The following is a 21,549-nucleotide window of genomic DNA, read 5'->3' on the forward strand; positions in this document are numbered from 1 at the left end:
CATGAGCGCAACCCTTTCCGCATCCACACTGCTGGCCGTTCCGCTGGCACCCCTGGTCGGCGCAGCCCTGGCCGGCGTGTTCGGCACGAAGTTCGGCGGCAATCACATCGGCCGCAAGGTCACGCATTCGCTGACCATTCTCGGCGTGCTGGTCGCCTTCATCATCTCGGCGATGACGCTCAAGAGCGTGATAGCCGACGGTGCCCGCTTCAACCAGACCATCTACGAATGGATGGTGGTCGGCGGCCTGAAGATGGAAGTCGGCTTCATGGTCGACGGCCTCACCGCCATGATGATGTGCGTCGTGACCTTCGTGTCGCTGATGGTCCACATCTACACCATCGGCTACATGGAAGAGGACGACGGCTACAACCGTTTCTTCGCGTACATCTCGCTGTTCACCTTCTCCATGCTGATGCTCGTCATGAGCAACAACATGCTCCAGCTGTTCTTCGGCTGGGAGGCGGTGGGCCTGGTGTCGTATCTGCTGATCGGCTTCTGGTTCAACAAGCCGACCGCGATCTTCGCGAACATGAAGGCCTTCCTGGTCAACCGCGTGGGCGACTTCGGCTTCATCCTCGGCATCGGCCTGATCGCGGCCTACGCCGGCACGCTGAACTACACCGAAGCCTTCGCCAAGGCGGGCACGCTGGCCGGCATCACCTTCCCGGGCACCGAGTGGATGCTCATCACGGTGATCTGCATCTGCCTGTTCATCGGCGCGATGGGCAAGAGCGCGCAGTTCCCGCTGCACGTGTGGCTGCCCGACTCGATGGAAGGCCCGACCCCCATCTCGGCGCTGATCCACGCGGCGACCATGGTGACGGCCGGCATCTTCATGGTGGCGCGCATGTCGCCGCTGTTCGAGCTGAGCGACACGGCCCTGAGCTTCATCCTCGTGATCGGCGCCATCACCGCGCTCTTCATGGGCTTCCTGGGCATCATCCAGAACGACATCAAGCGCGTGGTCGCGTACTCGACGCTCTCGCAGCTCGGCTACATGACGGTGGCGCTCGGTGCCTCGGCCTACTCGGTCGCGGTGTTCCACCTGATGACGCATGCTTTCTTCAAGGCGCTGCTGTTCCTCGGCGCCGGCTCGGTCATCATCGGCATGCACCACAACCAGGACATCCGCTGGATGGGCGGCGTGCGCAAGTACATGCCGATCACCTGGATCACCTCGCTGCTGGGTTCGCTGGCCCTGATCGGCACGCCGTTCTTCTCGGGCTTCTACTCGAAGGACAGCATCATCGAGGCTGTGCACGAAAGCCACCTGTGGGGCGCGAACTTCGCCTACTACGCGGTGCTGGCCGGCGTGTTCATCACCGCGTTCTACTCGTTCCGCATGTACTTCCTGGTCTTCCACGGCAAGGAACGCTACGACCAGAACCCCGATGCACACCATGACGACCATGGCCACGGTCATGACGATCACGGCCATGGCCACGACCACAAGCCGCACGAGTCGCCCTGGGTGGTCTGGCTGCCGCTGGTGCTGCTGGCTATTCCTTCGGTGGTGATCGGCTTCATGACGATCGAGCCGATGCTCTTCGGCGAGTTCTTCAAGAACGCGATCTTCGTGGACGCTTCCAAGCATCACGCGATGAAGGAGCTGGAAGAAGCCTTCCACGGTCCGGTGGCCATGGCCATGCACGGCCTGCAGACGGCGCCGTTCTGGCTGGCGCTGGCCGGCGTGGTCCTGTCTTGGTACATGTACATGATCAACCCGGCGCTGCCGGCGGCGATCAAGCGTGCCTTCGGCCCGATCTACCGCCTGCTCGAGAACAAGTACTACATGGACTGGTTCAACGAGAACGTCATCGCCCGCGCCACGCGCGCCCTGGGTACCGGCCTGTGGAAGGGCGGCGACCAGGCCCTGATCGACGGTGCCGTGGTGAACGGTTCGTGGAAGGTCGTGGGCCGTATCTCTGGTGTGGTGCGCTGGATGCAGTCGGGCTACATCTATCACTACGCCTTCGCGATGCTGCTCGGCGTCTTCATCCTGATGACGTACTTCGTCTGGTTCAAACGCTGAGCCTAGCGCTGGAGAAAAAGAAAAATGGGTTTGTTGAGCCTTGCCATCTGGGTGCCGATCGCATTCGGTGCCGTGCTGCTGGCGTTTGGCCGTGACGAGCACGCCAGGGGCGTGCGCTGGGTCGCGCTCGTCGGTTCCATCGTGAGCTTCCTGGTCACGGTGCCGCTGTTCACGCGCTTCCAGAACGGCACCGCCGCGATGCAGTTCGTCGAGAAGACGGGCTGGATCTCGCGCTTCAACGTCAACTACCACCTCGGAGTCGACGGCCTGTCGCTCTGGCTGGTGCTGCTGACGTCGTTCATCACGGTCATCGTGGTGATCTCGGCCTGGGAAGTGATCACCGAGCGCGTGAACCAGTACATGGGCGCGTTCCTGATCCTGTCGGGCCTCATGATCGGCGTGTTCGCCGCGCTCGACGGCGTGCTGTTCTACGTGTTCTTCGAAGCCACGCTGATCCCGATGTACCTGATCATCGGCATCTGGGGCGGCCCGAACAAGATCTACGCGGCGTTCAAGTTCTTCCTCTACACCTTGCTCGGCTCGCTGCTGATGCTGGTGGCGCTGATCTACCTGTACAACAAGTCGGGCGGCAGCTTCGACATCCTGTCGTGGCACAAGCTGCCGCTGGGATCGACCGCGCAGACCTTCCTGTTCTTCGCCTTCTTCGCGGCCTTCGCCGTGAAGGTGCCGATGTGGCCGGTGCACACCTGGCTGCCCGACGTGCACGTCGAGGCGCCGACCGGCGGCTCCGCCGTGCTGGCCGCGATCATGCTGAAGCTGGGCGCCTACGGCTTCCTGCGCTTCTCGATGCCCATCGCTCCCGACGCCTCGCACGAATGGGCCTGGCTCATGATCGCGCTGTCGCTGATCGCGGTGATCTATGTCGGCCTGGTGGCGCTGGTGCAGCAGGACATGAAGAAGCTGGTGGCCTATTCGTCGGTGGCCCACATGGGTTTCGTGACGCTCGGCTTCTTCATCTTCAATGAGCTGGGCGTGTCCGGCGGCATCGTGCAGATGATCGCCCACGGCTTCGTCTCGGGCGCCATGTTCCTGGGCATCGGCGTGCTGTACGACCGCGTGCACTCGCGCCAGATCGCCGACTACGGCGGCGTGGTGAACACCATGCCCAAGTTCGCCGCGTTCGCGCTGCTGTTCGCCATGGCCAACTGCGGCCTGCCGGGCACCGCCGGTTTCGTGGGCGAGTGGATGGTGATCCTGGGCGCCGTGAAGGCCAACTTCTGGATCGGCCTGGGAGCAGCCACCGCGCTGATCTTCGGCGCCGCCTATACCCTCTGGATGTACAAGCGCGTGTATCTGGGCCCGGTCGGCAACGACCACGTGAAGGAACTCAGCGACATCAATTCGCGCGAATTCCTGATGCTGGCGCTGCTGGCCATCGCCGTGCTGTGGATGGGCCTGTTCCCGAAGCCGTTCACCGACGCGATGGACGCCTCCGTGACCGAGCTGCTGCGCCACGTGGCAGTCTCGAAGCTGCCCTCCTGATGCCACGCTGAAGAAGAGAACGAGATGATTGACAAACTCAGCTGGGTCACGATCTACCCCGAAATCGTGTTGCTGGTCATGGCCTGCATCATTGCGCTGGTCGACCTGTCGGACACGAGCCCGCGCCGCACCCGTACCTATGTCCTGACGCTGCTCACGCTGGCCGTGGTCGCAGTGCTGTCGGGTCTGCAGGCTTCCGAAGCCAAGACCATCTACGGCTTCGGCGGCATGGTCGTCAGCGACCCGATGGGCAACTGGCTCAAGTGCTTCGCCACCGTCGCCCTGATGATCACGCTGGTCTACGGCCGTCCCTACGCGGCCGATCGCGAGATGCTGCGCGGCGGCGAGATGTTCACCATCAGCATGTTCGCGCTGCTGGGCATGTTCGTGATGATCTCGGGCAGCAACTTCCTGCTGATCTACCTGGGCCTCGAACTGCTCACGCTGTCGAGCTACGCGCTGGTGGCGCTGCGCCGCGACAACGCGGTGGCCAGCGAAGCCGCCATGAAGTACTTCGTGCTCGGCGCCATGGCCAGCGGTTTCCTGCTCTACGGCCTGTCCATGATGTACGGCGCCACCGGTTCGCTCGACGTGAACGAGGTCTTCAAGACCATCGCAACCGGCAAGGTCAACCACCAGGTGCTGGTGTTCGGCCTCGTGTTCATCGTCGCCGGCCTGGCTTTCAAGGTGGGCGCAGCCCCGTTCCACATGTGGGTGCCCGACGTCTACCAGGGCGCTCCGACGGCGATCACGCTGCTGATCGGCGCGGCGCCCGAGCTGGCCGCCTTCGCGATCATCATCCGCCTGCTGGTCGACGCGCTGCAGCCGCTGGCCATCGACTGGCAGCAGATGCTCGCCGTGCTGGCCATCGCCTCGCTGCTGGTCGGCAACCTGGCCGCCATCGCGCAGAGCAACCTCAAGCGCATGCTGGCCTATTCGACGATCTCGCAGATGGGCTTCATGCTCCTCGGCCTGGTTGCCGGTTCGGACCAGCAGGGCACCTACAACGCCCAGTACGCCTACAGCGCCGCGATGTTCTACATCGTGACCTACGTGCTGACCACGCTCGCGAGCTTCGGCATCATCCTGCTGCTGGCGCGCGAAGGCTTCGAGAGCGAGGAAATCACCGACCTCGCCGGCCTGAACCAGCGCAGCCCGCTGTACGCCGGCGTGATGTCGATCGCGATGTTCTCGCTGGCCGGCCTGCCGCCGCTGGTCGGCTTCTACGCGAAGCTGGCCGTGCTGCAGGCGCTGATCGCCTCGGGCCACGCCATCTACATCGGCCTGGCCGTGTTTGCGGTGATGATGTCGCTGATCGGCGCCTTCTACTACCTGCGCGTGGTCAAGGTCATGTACTTCGATGCGCCCGTCACGGCCACCACCGTGTCGGCACCGCGCGACGTGCGCACCGTGCTGACGATCAACGGCGCGCTGATCCTGATCCTGGGCATCGTGCCCGGCGGCCTGATGACGCTGTGCTACGACGCCATCGTGGCGACGCTGGCCCACTGACGCGGCCGACCTAGGGTGTCGCAGACCGCGTCCGTCTGGGTCGTTCTCCTGGTGGCCCTCGTGGCCGCCAACCTGCCGTTCTTCAACGACCGCCTGTTCGGCGTCGTGCCTCTGGCGACTGCTCCCAAGTCGCTCGCGGTGCGCCTCGCCGAACTGGTGGTCTTGTACTTTCTGGCCGGCGGCGTCGGGCTGCTGTTCGAGCGCAGGGCAGGGCAGATCGCCGCGCAGGGCTGGGAGTTCTATGCGGTGACCGGCGCGCTGTTCATCGTGCTGGCCTTTCCGGGGTTCACCTGGCGCTACCTGATGAAGCACAGGCACTGAAGAGGACGAGCGACCGACCATGACCACCAAGCCGACCGACACCTCCACCGCCGATTCGCACCTGAAGGAAGAGCTCCAGAGCCGCGAGGAGCTGTTCAACGGCAAGTTCCTGAAGGCCCGGCGCGACACCATCCGCCTGCCCGATGGCCACAGCGCCACGCGCGAGTACGTGGTGCACCCGGGCGCCGTGGTGGTCATTCCGCTGCTTGACGACGGCCGCGTCGTGCTGGAGCGGCAGTTCCGCTATCCGGTCGGCCACGTGATGATCGAGTTTCCCGCGGGCAAGCTCGATGCGGGCGAGGATCCGTTCGACTGCGGCCGGCGCGAGCTGATCGAGGAAACGGGCTACACCGCGCGCGAGTGGGCGTATGCGGGCGCCATGCACCTCGCCGTGGCCTACTCGACCGAGATCATCCATATCTACTTTGCGCGGGGCCTTTCGCTCGGCGAGCGGCAACTCGACCACGGCGAGTTCCTCGACGTGTTCACGGCCACTCCCGACGAACTGGCCGGCTGGTGCCGCGAAGGCAAGGTCACCGATGCCAAGACGCTGACCTGCACGCTCTGGCTGCAGAACGTCCTTTCGGGCGCATGGGCACTGGACTGGCAGGCTGCGCCCGCGCAGGGCAGCGCGGGATAATCCGCGCCATGAAGGTTCTCGATCTCCGCTGCACCCACGGCCACGGCTTCGAAGGCTGGTTCGCCTCGAGCGAGGATTTCGAGACCCAGCTGGCCTCCGGCTTGGTCGAATGCCCGGTCTGTGGCGACACCGCCATCGTCAAGCTGCTGAGCGCGCCGCGCCTCAACCTCGGCAACGCCAGGGCGCCGAAGGAGGCTGCTGCGGCTGCTCCAGTCGCTGCTGCTTCCAACGTTCCCGCCGATCCCTCGCCCGAAGCCCGCTGGATGCGTGCAGTGCGCGAGGTGCTGGCGAAGACGGAGGACGTCGGCGAGCGCTTTGCCGACGAAGCCCGGAAGATGCATTACGGCGAGACCCCCGAGCGCGGTATCCGCGGGCAGGCCACGCCCGAGCAGACCGAGGCGCTGCTCGACGAGGGCATTCCGGTGATGGCGCTGCCGATTCCGGCGGCACTGAAAGAAACCCTGCAGTAACTGGCTGAGTAGCGCGGCCTGTTCAGGCCGTGAACTGGAGCGCGGCCAGCCGCGCATACACGCCGCCCTGCGCGACCAGCGCCGCGTGCGTTCCCTGTTCGACGATCCCGCCGTGGTCCAGCACCACGATGCGGTCGGCTTTCTGCACCGTCGCCAGGCGGTGGGCGATCACCAGCGTGGTCCGGTTCTCCATCGCCGATTCGAGCGCGGCCTGCACCATGCGTTCGCTCTCCGCGTCGAGCGCGCTCGTGGCTTCGTCGAGCAGCAGCAGCGGCGGGTTCTTGAGGATCGCGCGCGCGATAGCGATGCGCTGTCGCTGTCCGCCCGAAAGCCGCACGCCGCGCTCGCCGAGGAAGGTGTCGTAGCCCTCGGGCAGGGCCTGGAGGAAGTCGTGGGCGAAGGCGGCGCGGGCGGCGGCTTCCACTTCCTCGGCGGTTGCCTCGGGGTTGCCGTAGCGGATGTTCTCGAAGGCGCTGGCCGAGAAGATCACCGCGTCCTGCGGCACGAGGCCGATGCGGGTGCGCAACTCGGGCAGGGCCAGCGAGGCAAGCGGTGCGCCGTCGAGCAATACGCGGCCCGTTTGCGGGTCGTAGTAGCGCAGGAGCAGCTGGAACACGGTGCTCTTGCCGGCGCCGCTGGATCCCACCAGTGCCACGGTCTCGCCGGGTGCGACATCGAGGCTGAAGTCGCGCAAGGCCGGTGTGCCGGGGCGGGAAGGGTAGTGGAAGGTCACCGCGTCGAACCTGATCGCGCTGCCCGCTACGGGGACGGGCGCAGCCGCTGGATTCGCGGGTGACACGATGGCTGCGGGCGCGTGCAGCAATTCCATCAAGCGCTCGGTCGCGCCGGCTGCGCGCAGCAGGTCGCCGTAGACCTCGCCGAGCACGGCGGTCGCGCTGGCGAGGATGGCGACGTAGACCACGGTCTGGCCCAGGTGTCCGGCGGTGATATCGCCGCGCAGCACGGCCTGCGTGCCCTGGTAGAGGCCCCAGAGCAGCGCCGCGGAGGTCGCGATGATGATGAAAGCCACCAGCACCGATCGGGCCCGGGTGCGGCGCACGGCGGTGCGGAAGGCGTTCTCGGTCGAGCCGCTGAAGCGCGCGGCCTCGCGGCTCTCGGCCGTGTAGCTCTGAACCACCGGAATGGCATTCAACACTTCGGCGGCGATGGCGCTGGAGTCGGCCACGCGGTCCTGGCTGGCGCGCGACAGCTTGCGCACGCGGCGGCCGAAAACCATGCTCGGCAGCACCACCAGCACGAGGATGCCCAGCACCTGCACCATCACGTAGGGGTTGGTCCAGATCAGCACCGCCAGGGCGCCCACGCCCATCACCGCGTTGCGCAGGCCCATGCTCAGCGATGAGCCGACGACCGTCTGCACCAGCGTGGTGTCGGCTGTCAGGCGCGACAGCACCTCGCCGGTCTGCGTGGTCTCGAAGAAGGCGGGGCTCTGCCTGAGCACATGGCCGTAGACGGCGTTGCGGATGTCGGCCGTCACGCGCTCGCCCAGCCAACTCACCGTGTAGAAGCGCGCCGCCGAGAACACGCCCAGCGCCACGGCCACGGCGAAGAGGGCGCCGAAATGCTCGCGCAGCGCCATGGTCTGGGCGCCCTTGTCGGAGCTGATGAGGCCGTTGTCGATCAGGCTGCGCAAGGCGATAGGAAAAGCCAGCGTCGTTACCGCCGCCATCACCAGGAAGACGCCCGCCAGCACGATCTGCACACGGTACGGACGAAGAAAAGGGCTCAGGCCCGAGAGCGATCGGGGCGAGCCCTTGGCCATGGAAGACGGTGGGGAGGAAGCCATGCGCCAATTCTACCGATCCCTTGCCTCTACAAAGGTAGCCTTGACAATAATTGCCGAGGCAACTAATATTGCGGCCATGAGCGATGCCAACACCCCTCAGAACCCGTCGGCTTCCACCGGCGAGGAGCGTCGTGAGCCCGTCGCCTTCTACACCCCGGAAACCTACCGCGCCGAGGAGAGCATCGGCTACCTCATGCGCCGCATCGTCACGGCGGTCGGCCAGTCGGTCGAAACCCGCATGTGCGAGCCGGGCAGCCCCACCTATCCGCAGTGGGTGCCTCTCTACAAGCTGCACGTCGGCGCGGCCACAACGGTGGCCGAACTGGCCAGGGCCTGCGAGCTCGACACCGGCGCCATGACGCGCCTGCTCGACCGCCTCGAGGCCAAGGGCCTGTGCCGCCGGGTGCGCTCGCTCGAAGATCGGCGCGTGGTCAACATCGAACTGACCGACGAAGGCCGCGCGGCCGCCAAGGAAGTGCCGCACGTGCTCAGCAGGGTGCAGAACGAGCACCTCGCAGGCTTCACCACCGAGGAATGGGAACAGCTCAAAGGCTATCTGCGTCGCATCCTCGACAACGCCCAGGCCCTCGCGGCCCGTGGAGATAAAAATGACTGATTCCCTCGCCGTGCGCGCCATGCGCCGCACTCCCGTCGTGGCCGCCGCGCTGCTGGTGGTTGCACTCGCCGGCTGCGCCGACATGGCCGGCATCGGCTCGCAGGCCAAGCTGCGCGACGCCTCGTCGCTGGGCATCGCGCCCGACAGCGCCGCCGTGCCGGTGTCCCGCCTCGACAGCCAGTGGTGGCTCGCCTTCGGCGACTCGCAGCTCAACTCGCTCATCGACCAGGCCGTGGCCGGCAACCCCAACCTGCAGGTCGCGCAGGCCCGCCTCGCGCGCGCGCAGGCTTCGGCCGACATCGCCGGTGCCGCGCTCAAGCCTCAGGTCAAGGCCGATCTCGACCTGAACCGCCAGAAGTTCAACAGCAACTACATTTACCCGGCACCGCTGGGCGGCTCCACCCAAAACATCGGCCTGCTGCAGCTGGGCGCGAGCTGGGAGCTCGACTTCTTCGGCAAGAACCGCACCGCGCTGGACACCGCCATCGGCGCCGCCAATGCAGCCGCGGCCGATGCCGACGCGGCCCGCGTGCTGCTCGCGAGCAACGTGGCGCGCAGCTACTTCCAGTGGGCGCGCCTGAACGACCAGCTCACCGTTGCCAGGCGCACGCTGGCGCAGCGCGATGAAACGCTGAAGCTGGTGCGCGACCGCGTTTCCGCCGGCCTCGACACCCGCCTCGAACTGCGCCAGAGCGAAGGCGGCCTGCCTGAAGCCCGCCAGCAGATCGAAGCGCTCAACGAGCAGATCGCGCTGCAGCAGCACGCGCTCGACGCGCTCGTGGGCCAGCCGAACGTCACCGCCTCGCTCAAGCCGCCGGTGCTCGATGGCGTGAAGCCGATGGCGCTGCAGGCGAACATCCCGGCCGACCTGCTCGGCCGCCGCGCCGACATCGCCGCCGCGCGCTGGCGCGTCGAAGCTGCCACCAGCGACGTGGCCAACGCCAGGACGCTCTTCTATCCCAACGTGAACCTCACGGCCTTCGTCGGCTTCCAGAGCCTGGGCTTCGGCAAGCTGCTGAAGTCGGGCAGCGAGCAGTGGGGCGTGGGCCCGGCCATCAGCCTGCCGATCTTCGAGGGCGGCAAGCTGCGCGCCAACCTGCGCGGCAAGTCGGCCGACCTCGATGCGGCCGTCGAGAGCTACAACGCCACCGTGATCGACGCGGTGCGCGACGCGGCCGACCAGGTCACGAGTGCCCAGTCGATCACGCGCCAGCAGGCCGAACAGCGCGCCGCGCAGACCGCGGCCGAAGGTGCCTACGACATCGCCGTGCAGCGCTACCGCGCGGGCCTCGGCAACTACCTCAACGTGCTGACGGCCGAAACGGCAGTGCTGGCCCAGCGCCGGCTCGCGGTCGACCTCGCGGCCCGCGCGCTAGACACCCAGGTGGGCCTGGCGCGCGCGCTCGGCGGCGGCTGGCAGCCGCCGGCAACCGCCACGGCATCGGCTCCCTCGGCCCCGCTGAACTGATCGGCACGGCGCAGATCCAGCCCGGCCCGACTCCTTCGTCTTCGGAAAGAACTTCATCATGAGCGACAACAACACTCCGACGCCCGCTGCAGCCGCAGCTTCCGCAGCCCCCGAGGCGCCCGCCGGGAACGGCAAGCGCCGCCGCGCACTCACCGCGCTCGCAGCGGTGGTCATCGTCGCCGGCGGCGGCTGGGGCCTCTACGAATGGCTGGTGGCCAGCCACTACGAGGACACCGACAACGCCTACGTCTCGGGCAACGTCATCCAGATCACGCCGCAGATCGGCGGCACGGTGATGGCCATCAACGCCGACGACACCGACTTCGTGAAGGCCGGCCAGCCGCTGGTGCAGCTCGACCCGGCCGACGCCAAGGTGGCGCTCGAGCAGGCCGAGGCCGCGCTCGCACAGGCGGTGCGCCAGGTGCGCACGCTGTACGCCAACAACGGCTCGCTGGCCGCGCAGGTCACGCTGCGCCAGGCCGACATCGTCAAGGCGCAGAGCGACATCGCCAAGGCCCAGGACGACCTGCAGCGCCGCCGCGCGCTGTCGGGCAACGGTGCCGTGTCGAAGGAAGAACTCAACCATGCCGAGACGCAGCTCGACACCGCCAAGAGCCAGCTCGCCGCCGCGCAGGCCGGCGTCGTGGCCGCGAAGGAAGCGCTGGTCAGCAACCAGTCGCTGACCGAAGGCACCAGCGTGGCCCAGCACCCGAGCGTGCTGGCCGCCGCCGCCAAGGTGCGCGAGGCCTACCTCGCCACACAGCGCGTGGCCATGCCCGCGCCGGTCGACGGCTACGTCGCCAAGCGCACCGTGCAGCTCGGCCAGCGCGTGGCCGCCGGCACGCCGATGATGTCCATCGTGCCGCTCAACCAGCTGTGGGTCGACGCCAACTTCAAGGAAGTGCAGTTGCGCAATATCCGCATCGATCAGCCCGTGAAGCTCACCGCCGACGTGTACGGCAAGAAGGTCGAGTACACCGGCAAGGTCGCGGGCCTGGGCGTGGGCACCGGCAGCGCGTTCGCGCTGCTGCCCGCGCAGAACGCCACCGGCAACTGGATCAAGGTGGTGCAGCGCGTGCCCGTTCGCATCGCGCTCGACCCCGAGCAGCTCAAGGCCAACCCGCTGCGCATCGGCCTGTCGATGGACGCCGAGGTCGACATCTCGCAAAAGGGCGGCAAGATGCTCGCCGATGCGCCGCGTGCCACCGCGCTGGCGCAGACCGCGGTCTACAGCCAGCTCGACCGCGGTGCCGATGCCGAAGTGGAGCGCATCGTCGCCGCCAACATCGGCGGCAAGGGCGGCGCCACGGCTGCGGCACCCGCCAAGGCGCCCGCCGCGCCTGCCGGCAACACTTCCGTGGCCGTGCAGGGGCAGCCGGGCTGATCGCGCCAGCGTTCGTCCGGACCTTTCTTCCGTCCAGGTAAACAGCCCGCCCCATGGCCACCGCTGCTCCTGCATACGTTGCGCATCCGCCGCTCGAGGGCGCAGCCCGCGTCTGGGGCACGGTCGCGCTTTCTGCGGCAACCTTCATGAACGTGCTCGATTCGTCGATCGCGAACGTGTCGCTGCCTGCCATCTCGGGCGACCTGGGCGTGAGCACCACGCAGGGCACCTGGGTCATCACCAGCTTCGCAGTGGCCAACGCCATCGCGGTGCCGCTCACCGGCTTCATGACGCAGCGCTTCGGACAGGTGCGCCTGTTCATGGCCAGCGTGATCCTGTTCATGATCAGCTCGCTGCTGTGCGGCCTCGCGCCGAACATGACGACGCTGATCGCCTTCCGCGCGCTGCAGGGCTTCGTCGCGGGGCCGATGATCCCGCTGTCGCAGGCGCTGCTGCTGTCGAGCTATCCGCGCGCCAAGGCGGGCCTGGCGATGGCGATGTGGTCCATGACGACGCTGGTCGCGCCGGTGATGGGGCCGCTGCTCGGTGGCTGGATCACCGACAACATCTCGTGGCCGTGGATCTTCTACATCAACATCCCGGTGGGCATCGTCGCTGCCGCCATCACCTGGGCGCTCTACCACAAGCGCGAGAGCGCCACGCACAAGGTGCCCATCGACGCCATCGGCCTCGCGCTGCTGGTGCTGTGGGTGGGCTCGCTGCAGCTCATGCTCGACAAGGGCAAGGAACTCGACTGGTTCCACTCCGCGCAGATCGTCACGCTGGCGGTGGTGTCCGTGGTCGGCTTCGCCTTCTTCCTGGTCTGGGAGCTGACCGACAAGCACCCGGTGGTCGACCTGTCGCTCTTCAAGCGCCGCAACTTCTGGTCGGGCGCGGTGGCGACGGCGGTGGCCTACGGCCTCTTCTTCGGCAACGTGGTGCTGCTGCCGCTGTGGCTGCAGCAGTGGATGGGCTACACCGCCACGCAGGCGGGGATGATCATGGCGCCCGTGGGGCTGCTGGCGATCTTCTTCTCGCCGGTGGTGGGCCTCACGGTGGCCAAGATCGACCCGCGCCGCTACGCGACCTTCTCGTTCCTCGTGTTCGCGCTGGTGCTGTGGATGCGCTCGAACTTCAATACGCAGGCCGACTTCGTGACGATCATCATCCCGACGATCATCCAGGGCATCGCGATGGCGTTCTTCTTCATCCCGCTGGTGACGATCACGCTGTCGGGCCTCACGCCCGACCGCATCCCGGCCGCCTCGGGCCTGTCGAACTTCCTGCGGATCACCGCGGGCGCGATGGGCACGTCCATCACGACCACGCTCTGGGACAACCGCGCGACGCTGCACCACGCCCAGCTGGCCGAGACGATCAACCAGGGCAACAACGCGGCCACCAGCGCGATGGCCGGGCTGAACGCCAACGGCTTCGGCACCGACCAGGTGATGGGGCAGATCAATCGCCTCGTTGACCAGCAGTCGTACATGCTGGCGACCAACGACATCTTCTATGCGTCGGCGATCCTGTTCCTGCTGCTGATTCCGCTGGTGTGGCTGGCACGGCCCCAGAAGGGTGGAGCAGGCGGCGACGCTGCAGCCGGCGCGCACTGACCGCGCCAGACCCCCTCGCAACCCCCAGCCTCCGCAAGGAGCCTGGGGGTTCTTCTTTTTCGTTGCCGCTTCTACCTGCCCAACGCGCGCAGCACGTCGTGGCAAGCGCCCATGGTGTGATAGTCGGTCTTGCCTGCCGGACTCTTCTCGTCGCCGATCTTCCCGTTCGTCGGCGTGAGGATGCGATACCAGGCGCCGTGCCTGTGGTCGACGAAGTGCTCCCAGCTGTAGGCCCAGATGCTGTCGTACCAGTCCCAGTAGCCGGCCTCGCCGGTGCGCACCGCGAGCAGGGCGGCGGCCGCGAAGCTCTCGGCCTGCACCCAGAAGTACTTGTCGCCGTCGCACACCTTGCCGTCGGGGCCGAAGCCGTAGACCAGCCCGCCGTTGTCGGCGTCCCAGCCGCGGAACATGGCGGTGTCGAAGAAGTGGCGCGCGCGCGGCACGATCCAGCCGGCCTCGCGGTCTTCGGTGGCGAGGTGGCCTTCGAGCTGCAGCAGCAGCTTGGCCCATTCGGTCAGGTGGCCGGTCTGGAAGCCCCAGGGCTTGAAGATGTCGGTCTTGTTGCCGCGGTTGTAGTCCCAGTCGACCGACCAGTCCTCGCGGTAGTGCTCCCACACCAGCCCGTCGGCCAGCGAGGCCAGCCGGCCGGTCACCGATTCGGCCACCGCCAGCGCACGCTCGAGGTAGCGCGCCTCCTGCGTGGCCTCGAAGGCGGCCATCAGCGCCTCGCAGGCGTGCATGTTGGCGTTCTGCCCCCGGTAGGCACCGACGCGCCAGTCGGTCGTGGCCTCGTCGGCATAAAGCTGGTGCCGCGGCTCCCAGAAATGCGCGTCCATCAGCCGCCAGGTGTGATCCAGCCCCGGGTACGCCTCCTCGATGCCGGCCATGAGCGCATGCGCCTGCGCGAGCAGCACGAAGTCCAGGCCGTAGCAGCGGTTGGTGGCGTCCTGCACGGTGGCGCGCTGCTCGTGCCAGTCGAGCTGCCATGCATAGCCGCCGTCCTGCTGCCTGTGGGCATGTTCGATGAACGCGAGGCCGTGTCGCGCGGCCGCAAGGTCGGCAGGCTTGCCGAAGCGCCGGTAGGCCGTCGCGTGGTTGAACACGAAGCGCGTGCTGCTCACCAGGTGGCGCGTGCGCCGGTCGTACACCGTGCCGTCGTCCCTGAAGAAATGGAAGAAGCCGCCGGTGGCGTCGAGATTGCGCGTCTCGTAGAAGGCCAGCGTGTGCAGGATGTGGTCGGTCAGGAAGTCCGGAGAGCGGAAGTCGGGCATGTGCAGCGATGTCGTTGGTTCCATGGTCGCGGTCATGCCCGGCGCTTGCCGGTGCGGCCTTCGACGTGATGAGTCCCGGTCAGTTTAGGTTGGCACCCGCGAGACGGCGTGCCGTGATTTCCCCGACGGAAGTCGGCGCTGCCGGCGCAACATGCGTGCGATCTTTGCCGTGCTCCGGATTCCGCTTTGTCGTCGAGATGACAGTCGTGGCGAACAAGCCTGCGGCGCCGTGAAATGGTTGCACTGCAGCATAGGCATTTGCCCCAGTATGCAAGCCGGAGGCACCCACGAACAATCGGTCCGCGCTCGATGGTTGGCGCATTGAGATGGACCGCATGACCCACATTCTTCACACGAACCCGGGCGACTTCGCGAGATGAGCGACGTCATCCTCGAAACACGCCAGCTCACCAAGGAATTCAAGGGGTTCACCGCGGTCAGCAAGGTCAATCTGTCCGTGGTGCGCGGCTCCATCCACGCGCTCATCGGCCCGAACGGCGCTGGCAAGACGACCTGCTTCAACCTGCTGACCAAGTTCCTCGAGCCCACCACCGGCACGATCCTCTTCAACGGCCAGGACATCACGCGCGAGCGCCCCGCGCAGATCGCGCGCCGCGGCATCATCCGCTCGTTCCAGATCTCGGCCGTGTTCCCGCACCTCACATTGCTGGAGAACGTGCGCCTGGGCCTGCAGCGCCGTCTCGGCACCTCGTACCACTTCTGGAAGAGCGAGAAGTCGCTCAAGCCGCTGGATGCCAGGGCCCGCGAGCTGCTGGCCGAAGTCGGCCTCGAAGAGCTCGCCGACGAACAGACCGTGAACCTGCCCTACGGCCGCAAGCGCGCGCTGGAGATCGCCACCACGCTGGCCATGGAGCCCGAGCTGATGCTGCTGGACGAGCCCACGCAGGGCATGGGCCACGAAGACGTGCACCGCGTTGCCGAACTCATCAAGCGCGTGTCGGCCGGCCGCACCATCCTCATGGTGGAGCACAACATGAGCGTGGTCTCGACCATCGCCGACACCATCACGGTGCTGCAGCGCGGCGCCGTGCTGGCCGAAGGTCCGTATGCCGTGGTCTCGAAGAACCCGCAGGTCATGGAGGCCTACATGGGCACCACCGAAGGCCAGTTGCAGGGAGCCCACTGACATGACGGCCGCACTCGAAATCAAAGGCCTGCAAGCCTGGTACGGCGAATCGCATGTGCTGCACGGCGTCGACATGGTCGTGCAGCCGGGCGAGGTCGTCACGCTGCTGGGCCGCAACGGCGCGGGCCGCACCACCACGCTGCGCGCCATCATGGGCCTGACGGGCGCGCGCAAGGGCAGCATCGAGGTCAACGGCCGCGAGACCGTCGGCATGCCCACGCACCGCATCGCGCATCTCGGCGTGGGCTATTGCCCGGAAGAGCGCGGCATCTTCGCCAGCCTCTCGTGCGAGGAAAACCTGATGCTGCCGCCCGAGCTGAAGGGGGCGGGGCCGGGCATGTCGGTCGAAGAGATCTACGCCATGTTCCCGAACCTCGCAGAGCGTCGCCACAGCCAGGGCACTCGCCTGTCCGGCGGCGAGCAGCAGATGCTGGCCGTGGCCCGCATCCTGCGCACTGGCGCCAAGCTGCTGCTGCTCGACGAGATTTCCGAAGGCCTCGCGCCGGTCATCGTGCAGGCGCTGGCGCGCATGATCACCACGCTGCGCGCCAAGGGCTACACCATCGTGATGGTGGAGCAGAACTTCCGCTTCGCCGCGCCGCTGGCCGACCGCTTCTACGTGATGGAGCACGGCCGCATCGTCGAGAAGTTCGGCGCCGCCGAGCTCGAAGCCAAGATGCCCGTGCTCACCGAACTGCTGGGCGTCTAAAACACATCGAGTCCACAAGACCTGTCCTTCCATCCCACAAAGATTTCTCCAGGAGACAACAGCATGAACAAGAAACTCGGCCTCATCGCAACCGCAATCGGCATCCTCGCCATGAGTGCAGGCGCCGCGCAGGCGCAGGAAAAAGTGAAGATCGGCTTCGTCACCGACCTGTCGAGCCTGTATGCCGACCTCGAAGGCAAGGGCGGTGCCACCGCCATCCAGATGGCCATCGACGACTTCGGCGGCAAGGTGCTGGGCCAGCCCATCGAACTGCTGACCGCCGACCACCAGAACAAGGCCGACATCGCCGCCTCCAAGGCCCGCGAGTGGATCGACACCGCCGGCGTGACCATGGTCTTCGGCGGCACCAATTCGGGCGTGGCGCTGGCCACCGCGAAGGTGGCCGAAGAAAAGAAGCGCGTGTACTTCAACAACGGCGCCGGCAGCTCGGTGCTCACCAACGAGCAGTGCAGCCCGTACACCATTCACTATGCCTACGACACCGTGGCCCTGGCCAAAGGCACCGGCGCCGCGGTGGTCGACCGCGGCGGCAAGAGCTGGTTCTTCCTGACGGCCGACTACGCCTTCGGCCACGCGCTCGAAGCCGACACCACCAAGGTCGTGAAGGAGAAGGGCGGCACCGTGGTGGGCGCCGTGCGCCATCCGCTGAATGCTTCGGACTTCTCCTCGTTCCTGCTGCAGGCGCAGAACTCCAAGGCGCAGATCCTGGGCCTGGCCAACGCGGGCGGCGACACCATCAACTCGATCAAGGCCGCCAAGGAGTTCGGCATCAACAAGACGATGAAGACCGCCGGCCTGCTGGTCTTCCTGAGCGACATCCATAGCCTGGGCCTGAAGAACACCGAAGGCCTGCTGCACACCACCAGCTGGTACTGGGACCTGAACGACGAGTCGCGCAAGTTCGCCAACCGCTTCTTCGAGAAGACCAAGCGCATGCCCACCGACGTGCAGGCCGCCGACTACTCGGCCACCATGACCTACCTGAAGGCCGTGGCCGCCGCCAAGACCACCGACTCCGACAAGGTGATGGCGCAGCTCAAGAGCATGAAGATCGACGACTTCTACGGCAAGGGCCAGATCCGCGCGGACGGCAGCTTCATCCACGACATGTACCTCGTCGAAGTGAAATCGCCGGCCGAATCGAAGAAGCCCTGGGACTACCTGAAGGTGCTCAAGACGCTGCCGGGCGACCAGGTCTTCACGACCAAGGCCGAGACCAAGTGCGCCCTCTGGAAATAACCGGCTGAAGCCGCGCCAGACCTTTTCACCGAAGCCAACCAAGAGGATCACTCCATGAACCGCACGCTCATTGCTTCTGCCTGCCTCGCTGCTACCTGCATGATGGCGACCGGCGCCGCACAGGCGCAGGACAAGGTCAAGATCGGCTTCATCACCGACATGTCGAGCCTCTACGCGGACGTGGAGGGCAAGAACGGCGCGCTGGCGATCCAGATGGCCATCGACGACTTCGGCGGCAAGGTCAACGGCATGCCCATCGAGCTGCTGCAGGCCGACCACCAGAACAAGGCCGACATCGCCGCTTCCAAGGCGCGCGAGTGGATCGACACGCAGGGCCTGACGATGCTGTTCGGCGGCACCAGCTCGGGCACCGGCCTGGCCATGGCCAAGGTGGCGCAGGAGAAGAAGCGCGTGTTCATCGTGAACGGCGCGGGCAGCTCGGCGCTCACCAACGAGCAGTGCAGCCCCTACACCGTGCACTACGCCTACGACACCGTCGCGCTGGCCAAGGGCACGGGCAGCGCCGTGATCGCGCGCGGCGACAAGAGCTGGTACTTTCTGACGGCCGACTACGCCTTCGGCCAGGCCCTCGAAGCCGACGCGACCAAGGTCGTGAAGGAGAAGGGCGGCACGGTGCTCGGCAGCGTGAAGCATCCGCTGAACACCTCCGACTTCTCCTCGTTCCTCCTGCAGGCGCAGAACTCCAAGGCGCAAGTGCTGGCGCTCGCGAATGCGGGCGGCGACACGCAGAACGCCATCAAGGCGGCGCGGGAATTCGGCATCACCAAGAGCATGAAGATGGTCGGCCTGCTGGTCTTCGTGACCGACGTGCACAGCCTGGGCCTGAAGAACACCGAGGGCCTGCTGCTGACCACCAGCTGGGACTGGAACCTCGACGACAAGACGCGCGCCTTCGGCAAGCGCTTCTTCGAGAAGACCAAGCGCATGCCCACCGACATCCAGGCCGCCGACTACTCGGCCACCATGACCTACCTGAAGGCCGTGCAGGCCGCCAAGACGGTCGATGCCGACAAGGTGATGGAAACGCTCAAGTCCACCCCCATCGACGACTTCTATGCCAAGGGCAGCATCCGCGCCGACGGCCGCTTCGTGCACGACATGTACCTGGTGCAGGTGAAGTCGCCGGCCGAGTCGAAGCAGCCGTGGGACTACTACAAGGTGGTCCAGAAGCTCAAGGGCGAAGAGGTCTTCACGACCAAAGCCGAGAGCAAGTGCGCGTTATGGAAGTAACCCCCCAGGCTGCGCGCACTGCGTGTCGCTTCGCCAACCCCCCTTTGCAAGGGGGGGCGGGCCGGCCGCTTCGGGCGGCCGTGCGCGGCGGCCCCCGCGAAAAAGAAGAAACGGCCAGTGGTGTCCTGAACTTTCTATGAACATTTCCCTTCCCGCCCTGTTGAGCCAGCTCCTGCTTGGGCTGGTCAACGGTTCCTTCTACGCCATCCTGAGCCTCGGGCTGGCGGTGATCTTCGGCCTGCTCAACGTCATCAACTTCGCGCACGGCGCGCTGTTCATGCTCGGCGCCGTCCTAACGTGGATGGCCATGGAGTATTTCGGCATCAACTACTGGGTGATGCTGATTGCCGCGCCGGTCGTCATCGGCATCTTCGGCGTGCTTATCGAGCGGCTGCTGCTGCGCTGGATCTACAAGCTCGACCACCTCTACGGCCTGCTGCTCACGCTGGGCCTCACGCTGCTGATCGAGGGCGTGTTCCGTTCGATCTACGGCGTCTCGGGCCTGCCCTACGACGCGCCCGACGCGCTGTCGAGCGCCACCGACCTCGGCTTCATGGTGCTGCCCAACTACCGCGCATGGGTGGTGGTGGCGTCGCTGGTGGTGTGCTTCGCCACCTGGTACGTGATCGAGAAGACCCGCATCGGCGCCTACCTGCGCGCCGGCACCGAGAATCCGCGCCTGGTGGAAGCCTTCGGCGTCAACGTGCCGCTGATGATCACGCTGACCTACGCCTTCGGCTGTGCGCTCGCCGCCTTCGCCGGCGTGCTCGCCGCGCCCGTCATCCAGGTGTCGCCGCTGATGGGGCAGAACCTCATCATCGTGGTGTTCGCCGTGGTCGTGATCGGCGGCATGGGCTCGATCATGGGCGCGATCCTCACCGGCCTCGGGCTCGGCGTGATCGAGGGGCTCACCAAGGTTTTCTATCCGGAGGCATCCTCCACCGTCGTGTTCGTGATCATGGTCATCGTGCTGCTCATCCGTCCGGCCGGCCTGTTCGGCAAAGAAAAATAAGGCGGACGGCATGAACATGAAAAAGATATCCACCGTCGTCTACGCGCTGCTGCTGCTCGCACTGGTCCTGGCACCGTTCTTCGGCGCCTACCCGGTGTTCGTGATGAAGCTCATGTGCTTCGCGCTCTTCGCGGCCGCGTTCAACCTGCTGCTGGGCTTCACCGGCCTGCTCTCCTTCGGGCACGCGGCATTCCTCGGCGGCTCGGCCTACGTGGCGGGCCATGCGATCAAGGTCTGGGGCCTCACGCCCGAGCTGGGGCTGATCGCGGGCACGCTCACCGGCGCCTTGCTCGGCTGGGTCTTCGGCGTGCTGGCCATCCGCCGCCAGGGCATCTACTTCGCGATGATCACGCTGGCGCTCGCGCAGATGATGTTCTTCGTCGCGCTTCAGGCCAAGTTCACCGGCGGCGAGGACGGACTGCAGGGCGTGCCGCGCGGCAAGCTGTTCGGCGTGATCGACCTGTCGAACGACCTCACCATGTACTACGTGGCGCTTGTCATCGTGGTCGTGGCCTTCCTGCTGATCGTGCGCACCATCCATTCGCCCTTCGGGCAGGTGTTGAAGGGCATCAAGGAGAACGAGCCACGCGCGCTCTCGCTGGGCTACGACGTGAGCCGCTTCAAGCTGCTGGCCTTCGTGATCTCGGCCGCGCTGTCGGGCCTGGCCGGCTCGCTCAAGACGCTGGTGCTGGGTTTTGCCACGCTTTCGGACGTGCACTGGACCGCCTCGGGCCAGGTCATCCTGATGACGCTGGTAGGTGGCCTGGGCACGCTCTCGGGTCCGCTGGTGGGCTCGGCGGTGGTGGTGCTGCTGGAGAACAAGATCGGCGAACTCGGCAACCTGCTCGCGCGCATCACCACGGTGGACTGGTTCAACACGCTGGGCGAGTCGGTGACCATGGTGACGGGCCTGATCTTCGTAATCTGCGTGCTGGCCTTCCGCAAGGGGATCATGGGCGAGATCATCGCGTTCATCGACCGGCGTCGGGCGAAGTAGCAAGACGCGGACAAAGAAAAAGGGAGCCTCTTCGGCTCCCTTTTTCGTTCCGGGCCCTGCGGGCCTGCGCCTCAGCAGTTGCCCTTCTTGGCCTGGCCGGGCGGGCAGAAATCGCCGCGATCGTGGCCGTGCCGGTGATCGCGCTCGTAGCGGTCATGGCGGCGGTCTTCTTCCCACTCGCGTTCGCGGCGCGCTTCACGGCGGGCCTCGCGGCGCCAGTCGCCTTCGGTCCAGCGCCAGCCACCGCGGTCCTCGATCCAGCGGCCGGGCGCATAGACGTAGCCCGGACGCTCCGGCTGCCATCCGCCCGCGCGCCATGCATAGGCGCGGCCGTCCCAGATCCAGCGGCCCGGCACCCAGATGAAGCCGCCGCGAGGCGGGGGCAGCGGCTCGTAGCGTGGCGGGGGTGGCGCCGTCATCACCAGCCCGGGCACGTTGATGTTGACGGAGACCTGCGCGTTGGCGGCCAGGGGGCTCGCCAGGATGGAGAGCGCGCCGGCAGCGGCCAGCATTGCGATTCGGGTTTTCAT

General features: G+C 66.5%; 19 protein-coding genes. 16 read left to right on the top strand and 3 right to left on the bottom strand.

The genetic code is table 11. The features are described from left to right. Position 1 precedes the first annotated feature (1 nt). The 6 genes from nuoL to ABL844_RS11790 are packed head-to-tail and all read left to right on the top strand — an operon-like array spanning position 2 to position 6,481. Positions 2-2,035 (top strand): NADH-quinone oxidoreductase subunit L, encoded by a 2,034-nt coding sequence (gene nuoL, locus ABL844_RS11765; RefSeq protein WP_418119956.1) that lies wholly within the window; start codon positions 2-4, stop codon positions 2,033-2,035. Between the two features lie 24 nt (positions 2,036-2,059). Next, positions 2,060-3,538: an NADH-quinone oxidoreductase subunit M gene (locus ABL844_RS11770; RefSeq protein ID WP_184636550.1), complete on the top strand. Its 1,479-nt coding sequence runs from the start codon at positions 2,060-2,062 to the stop codon at positions 3,536-3,538. A gap of 24 nt (positions 3,539-3,562) precedes the next feature. After that, on the top strand, positions 3,563-5,050 hold the full coding sequence (gene nuoN / locus ABL844_RS11775; RefSeq protein WP_418119957.1) for an NADH-quinone oxidoreductase subunit NuoN: 1,488 nt from the start codon (positions 3,563-3,565) through the stop codon (positions 5,048-5,050). Between the two features lie 15 nt (positions 5,051-5,065). Beyond that, a complete protein-coding gene (locus tag ABL844_RS11780) occupies positions 5,066-5,371 on the top strand; it encodes a DUF2818 family protein (RefSeq protein WP_126018312.1) in 306 nt (101 codons plus the stop codon). 19 nt (positions 5,372-5,390) lie between these two features. Further along, positions 5,391-6,011, top strand: a complete 621-nt coding sequence (locus ABL844_RS11785) for an NUDIX domain-containing protein (RefSeq protein ID WP_418131354.1) — start codon at positions 5,391-5,393, stop codon at positions 6,009-6,011. Between the two features lie 8 nt (positions 6,012-6,019). Further along, entirely contained in the window at positions 6,020-6,481 is a 462-nt protein-coding gene (locus ABL844_RS11790) for a DUF1178 family protein (protein ID WP_418131355.1), read from the top strand. A 22-nt stretch (positions 6,482-6,503) separates the two neighbouring features. On the opposite strand, the gene ABL844_RS11795 is transcribed toward ABL844_RS11790, so the two are convergent. Further along, entirely contained in the window at positions 6,504-8,288 is a 1,785-nt protein-coding gene (locus tag ABL844_RS11795; RefSeq protein ID WP_418131356.1) for an ABC transporter transmembrane domain-containing protein, read from the bottom strand. A 76-nt stretch (positions 8,289-8,364) separates the two neighbouring features. Between ABL844_RS11795 and ABL844_RS11800 the strand changes: the two genes are divergently transcribed. Genes ABL844_RS11800 through ABL844_RS11815 form a run of 4 tightly spaced genes read left to right on the top strand, consistent with a single transcriptional unit; the run spans position 8,365 to position 13,372 of the window. After that, positions 8,365-8,904: a MarR family winged helix-turn-helix transcriptional regulator gene (locus ABL844_RS11800; protein ID WP_418125406.1), complete on the top strand. Its 540-nt coding sequence runs from the start codon at positions 8,365-8,367 to the stop codon at positions 8,902-8,904. Next, positions 8,897-10,372, top strand: coding sequence for an efflux transporter outer membrane subunit (locus tag ABL844_RS11805; RefSeq protein ID WP_418131357.1), 1,476 nt, complete (start codon positions 8,897-8,899; stop codon positions 10,370-10,372). The genes ABL844_RS11800 and ABL844_RS11805 overlap by 8 nt, the downstream gene beginning before the upstream one ends. 58 nt (positions 10,373-10,430) lie before the next feature. Continuing rightward, positions 10,431-11,756, top strand: a complete 1,326-nt coding sequence (locus ABL844_RS11810) for an efflux RND transporter periplasmic adaptor subunit (protein WP_184636558.1) — start codon at positions 10,431-10,433, stop codon at positions 11,754-11,756. A gap of 53 nt (positions 11,757-11,809) precedes the next feature. Beyond that, complete coding sequence (locus ABL844_RS11815; protein ID WP_126018326.1) at positions 11,810-13,372, top strand: DHA2 family efflux MFS transporter permease subunit; 1,563 nt, start codon at positions 11,810-11,812, stop codon at positions 13,370-13,372. 71 nt (positions 13,373-13,443) lie between these two features. On the opposite strand, the gene ABL844_RS11820 is transcribed toward ABL844_RS11815, so the two are convergent. Beyond that, positions 13,444-14,679 carry an AGE family epimerase/isomerase gene (locus tag ABL844_RS11820; protein ID WP_418131358.1) on the bottom strand — a complete coding sequence of 412 codons (1,236 nt, stop codon included), beginning with the start codon at positions 14,677-14,679 and terminating at the stop codon, positions 13,444-13,446. A 340-nt stretch (positions 14,680-15,019) separates the two neighbouring features. Here ABL844_RS11820 and ABL844_RS11825 point away from each other — a divergent pair, with 340 nt between their 5' ends. The 6 genes from ABL844_RS11825 to ABL844_RS11850 all read left to right on the top strand — a co-directional run bounded on the left by ABL844_RS11825 (position 15,020) and on the right by ABL844_RS11850 (position 21,019). Further along, positions 15,020-15,790 (top strand): ABC transporter ATP-binding protein, encoded by a 771-nt coding sequence (locus tag ABL844_RS11825; protein WP_126018330.1) that lies wholly within the window; start codon positions 15,020-15,022, stop codon positions 15,788-15,790. Between the two features lies 1 nt (position 15,791). Then, positions 15,792-16,499 (top strand): ABC transporter ATP-binding protein, encoded by a 708-nt coding sequence (locus tag ABL844_RS11830; RefSeq protein ID WP_126018332.1) that lies wholly within the window; start codon positions 15,792-15,794, stop codon positions 16,497-16,499. Between the two features lie 63 nt (positions 16,500-16,562). Further along, on the top strand, positions 16,563-17,759 hold the full coding sequence (locus tag ABL844_RS11835) for an ABC transporter substrate-binding protein (RefSeq protein WP_418131359.1): 1,197 nt from the start codon (positions 16,563-16,565) through the stop codon (positions 17,757-17,759). Positions 17,760-17,813: 54 nt separating this feature from the next. After that, complete coding sequence (locus tag ABL844_RS11840; protein ID WP_418131360.1) at positions 17,814-19,010, top strand: ABC transporter substrate-binding protein; 1,197 nt, start codon at positions 17,814-17,816, stop codon at positions 19,008-19,010. Positions 19,011-19,146: 136 nt separating this feature from the next. Beyond that, the gene (locus tag ABL844_RS11845) at positions 19,147-20,022 is read left to right on the top strand and encodes a branched-chain amino acid ABC transporter permease (protein ID WP_184636566.1); all 876 of its coding nucleotides are present in this window, start codon (positions 19,147-19,149) and stop codon (positions 20,020-20,022) included. 10 nt (positions 20,023-20,032) lie between these two features. Beyond that, entirely contained in the window at positions 20,033-21,019 is a 987-nt protein-coding gene (locus tag ABL844_RS11850; protein ID WP_184636568.1) for a branched-chain amino acid ABC transporter permease, read from the top strand. Positions 21,020-21,090: 71 nt separating this feature from the next. On the opposite strand, the gene ABL844_RS11855 is transcribed toward ABL844_RS11850, so the two are convergent. Continuing rightward, positions 21,091-21,549: a hypothetical protein gene (locus ABL844_RS11855; protein ID WP_418131361.1), complete on the bottom strand. Its 459-nt coding sequence runs from the start codon at positions 21,547-21,549 to the stop codon at positions 21,091-21,093.

Source organism: Variovorax sp. 278MFTsu5.1 (assembly GCF_048305045.1).
GTDB lineage: Bacteria > Pseudomonadota > Gammaproteobacteria > Burkholderiales > Burkholderiaceae_C > Variovorax > Variovorax guangxiensis.

Coding starts and splice junctions, on each gene's coding strand:
- nuoL (WP_418119956.1), top strand. CDS start 2: ATGAGCGCAACCCTTTCCGCATCCACACTGCTGGCCGTTCCGCTGGCA.
- ABL844_RS11770 (WP_184636550.1), top strand. CDS start 2,060: ATGGGTTTGTTGAGCCTTGCCATCTGGGTGCCGATCGCATTCGGTGCC.
- nuoN (WP_418119957.1), top strand. CDS start 3,563: ATGATTGACAAACTCAGCTGGGTCACGATCTACCCCGAAATCGTGTTG.
- ABL844_RS11785 (WP_418131354.1), top strand. CDS start 5,391: ATGACCACCAAGCCGACCGACACCTCCACCGCCGATTCGCACCTGAAG.
- ABL844_RS11790 (WP_418131355.1), top strand. CDS start 6,020: ATGAAGGTTCTCGATCTCCGCTGCACCCACGGCCACGGCTTCGAAGGC.
- ABL844_RS11795 (WP_418131356.1), bottom strand. CDS start 8,288: ATGGCTTCCTCCCCACCGTCTTCCATGGCCAAGGGCTCGCCCCGATCG.
- ABL844_RS11800 (WP_418125406.1), top strand. CDS start 8,365: ATGAGCGATGCCAACACCCCTCAGAACCCGTCGGCTTCCACCGGCGAG.
- ABL844_RS11805 (WP_418131357.1), top strand. CDS start 8,897: ATGACTGATTCCCTCGCCGTGCGCGCCATGCGCCGCACTCCCGTCGTG.
- ABL844_RS11810 (WP_184636558.1), top strand. CDS start 10,431: ATGAGCGACAACAACACTCCGACGCCCGCTGCAGCCGCAGCTTCCGCA.
- ABL844_RS11815 (WP_126018326.1), top strand. CDS start 11,810: ATGGCCACCGCTGCTCCTGCATACGTTGCGCATCCGCCGCTCGAGGGC.
- ABL844_RS11820 (WP_418131358.1), bottom strand. CDS start 14,679: ATGACCGCGACCATGGAACCAACGACATCGCTGCACATGCCCGACTTC.
- ABL844_RS11825 (WP_126018330.1), top strand. CDS start 15,020: ATGAGCGACGTCATCCTCGAAACACGCCAGCTCACCAAGGAATTCAAG.
- ABL844_RS11830 (WP_126018332.1), top strand. CDS start 15,792: ATGACGGCCGCACTCGAAATCAAAGGCCTGCAAGCCTGGTACGGCGAA.
- ABL844_RS11835 (WP_418131359.1), top strand. CDS start 16,563: ATGAACAAGAAACTCGGCCTCATCGCAACCGCAATCGGCATCCTCGCC.
- ABL844_RS11840 (WP_418131360.1), top strand. CDS start 17,814: ATGAACCGCACGCTCATTGCTTCTGCCTGCCTCGCTGCTACCTGCATG.
- ABL844_RS11845 (WP_184636566.1), top strand. CDS start 19,147: ATGAACATTTCCCTTCCCGCCCTGTTGAGCCAGCTCCTGCTTGGGCTG.
- ABL844_RS11850 (WP_184636568.1), top strand. CDS start 20,033: ATGAACATGAAAAAGATATCCACCGTCGTCTACGCGCTGCTGCTGCTC.
- ABL844_RS11855 (WP_418131361.1), bottom strand. CDS start 21,549: ATGAAAACCCGAATCGCAATGCTGGCCGCTGCCGGCGCGCTCTCCATC.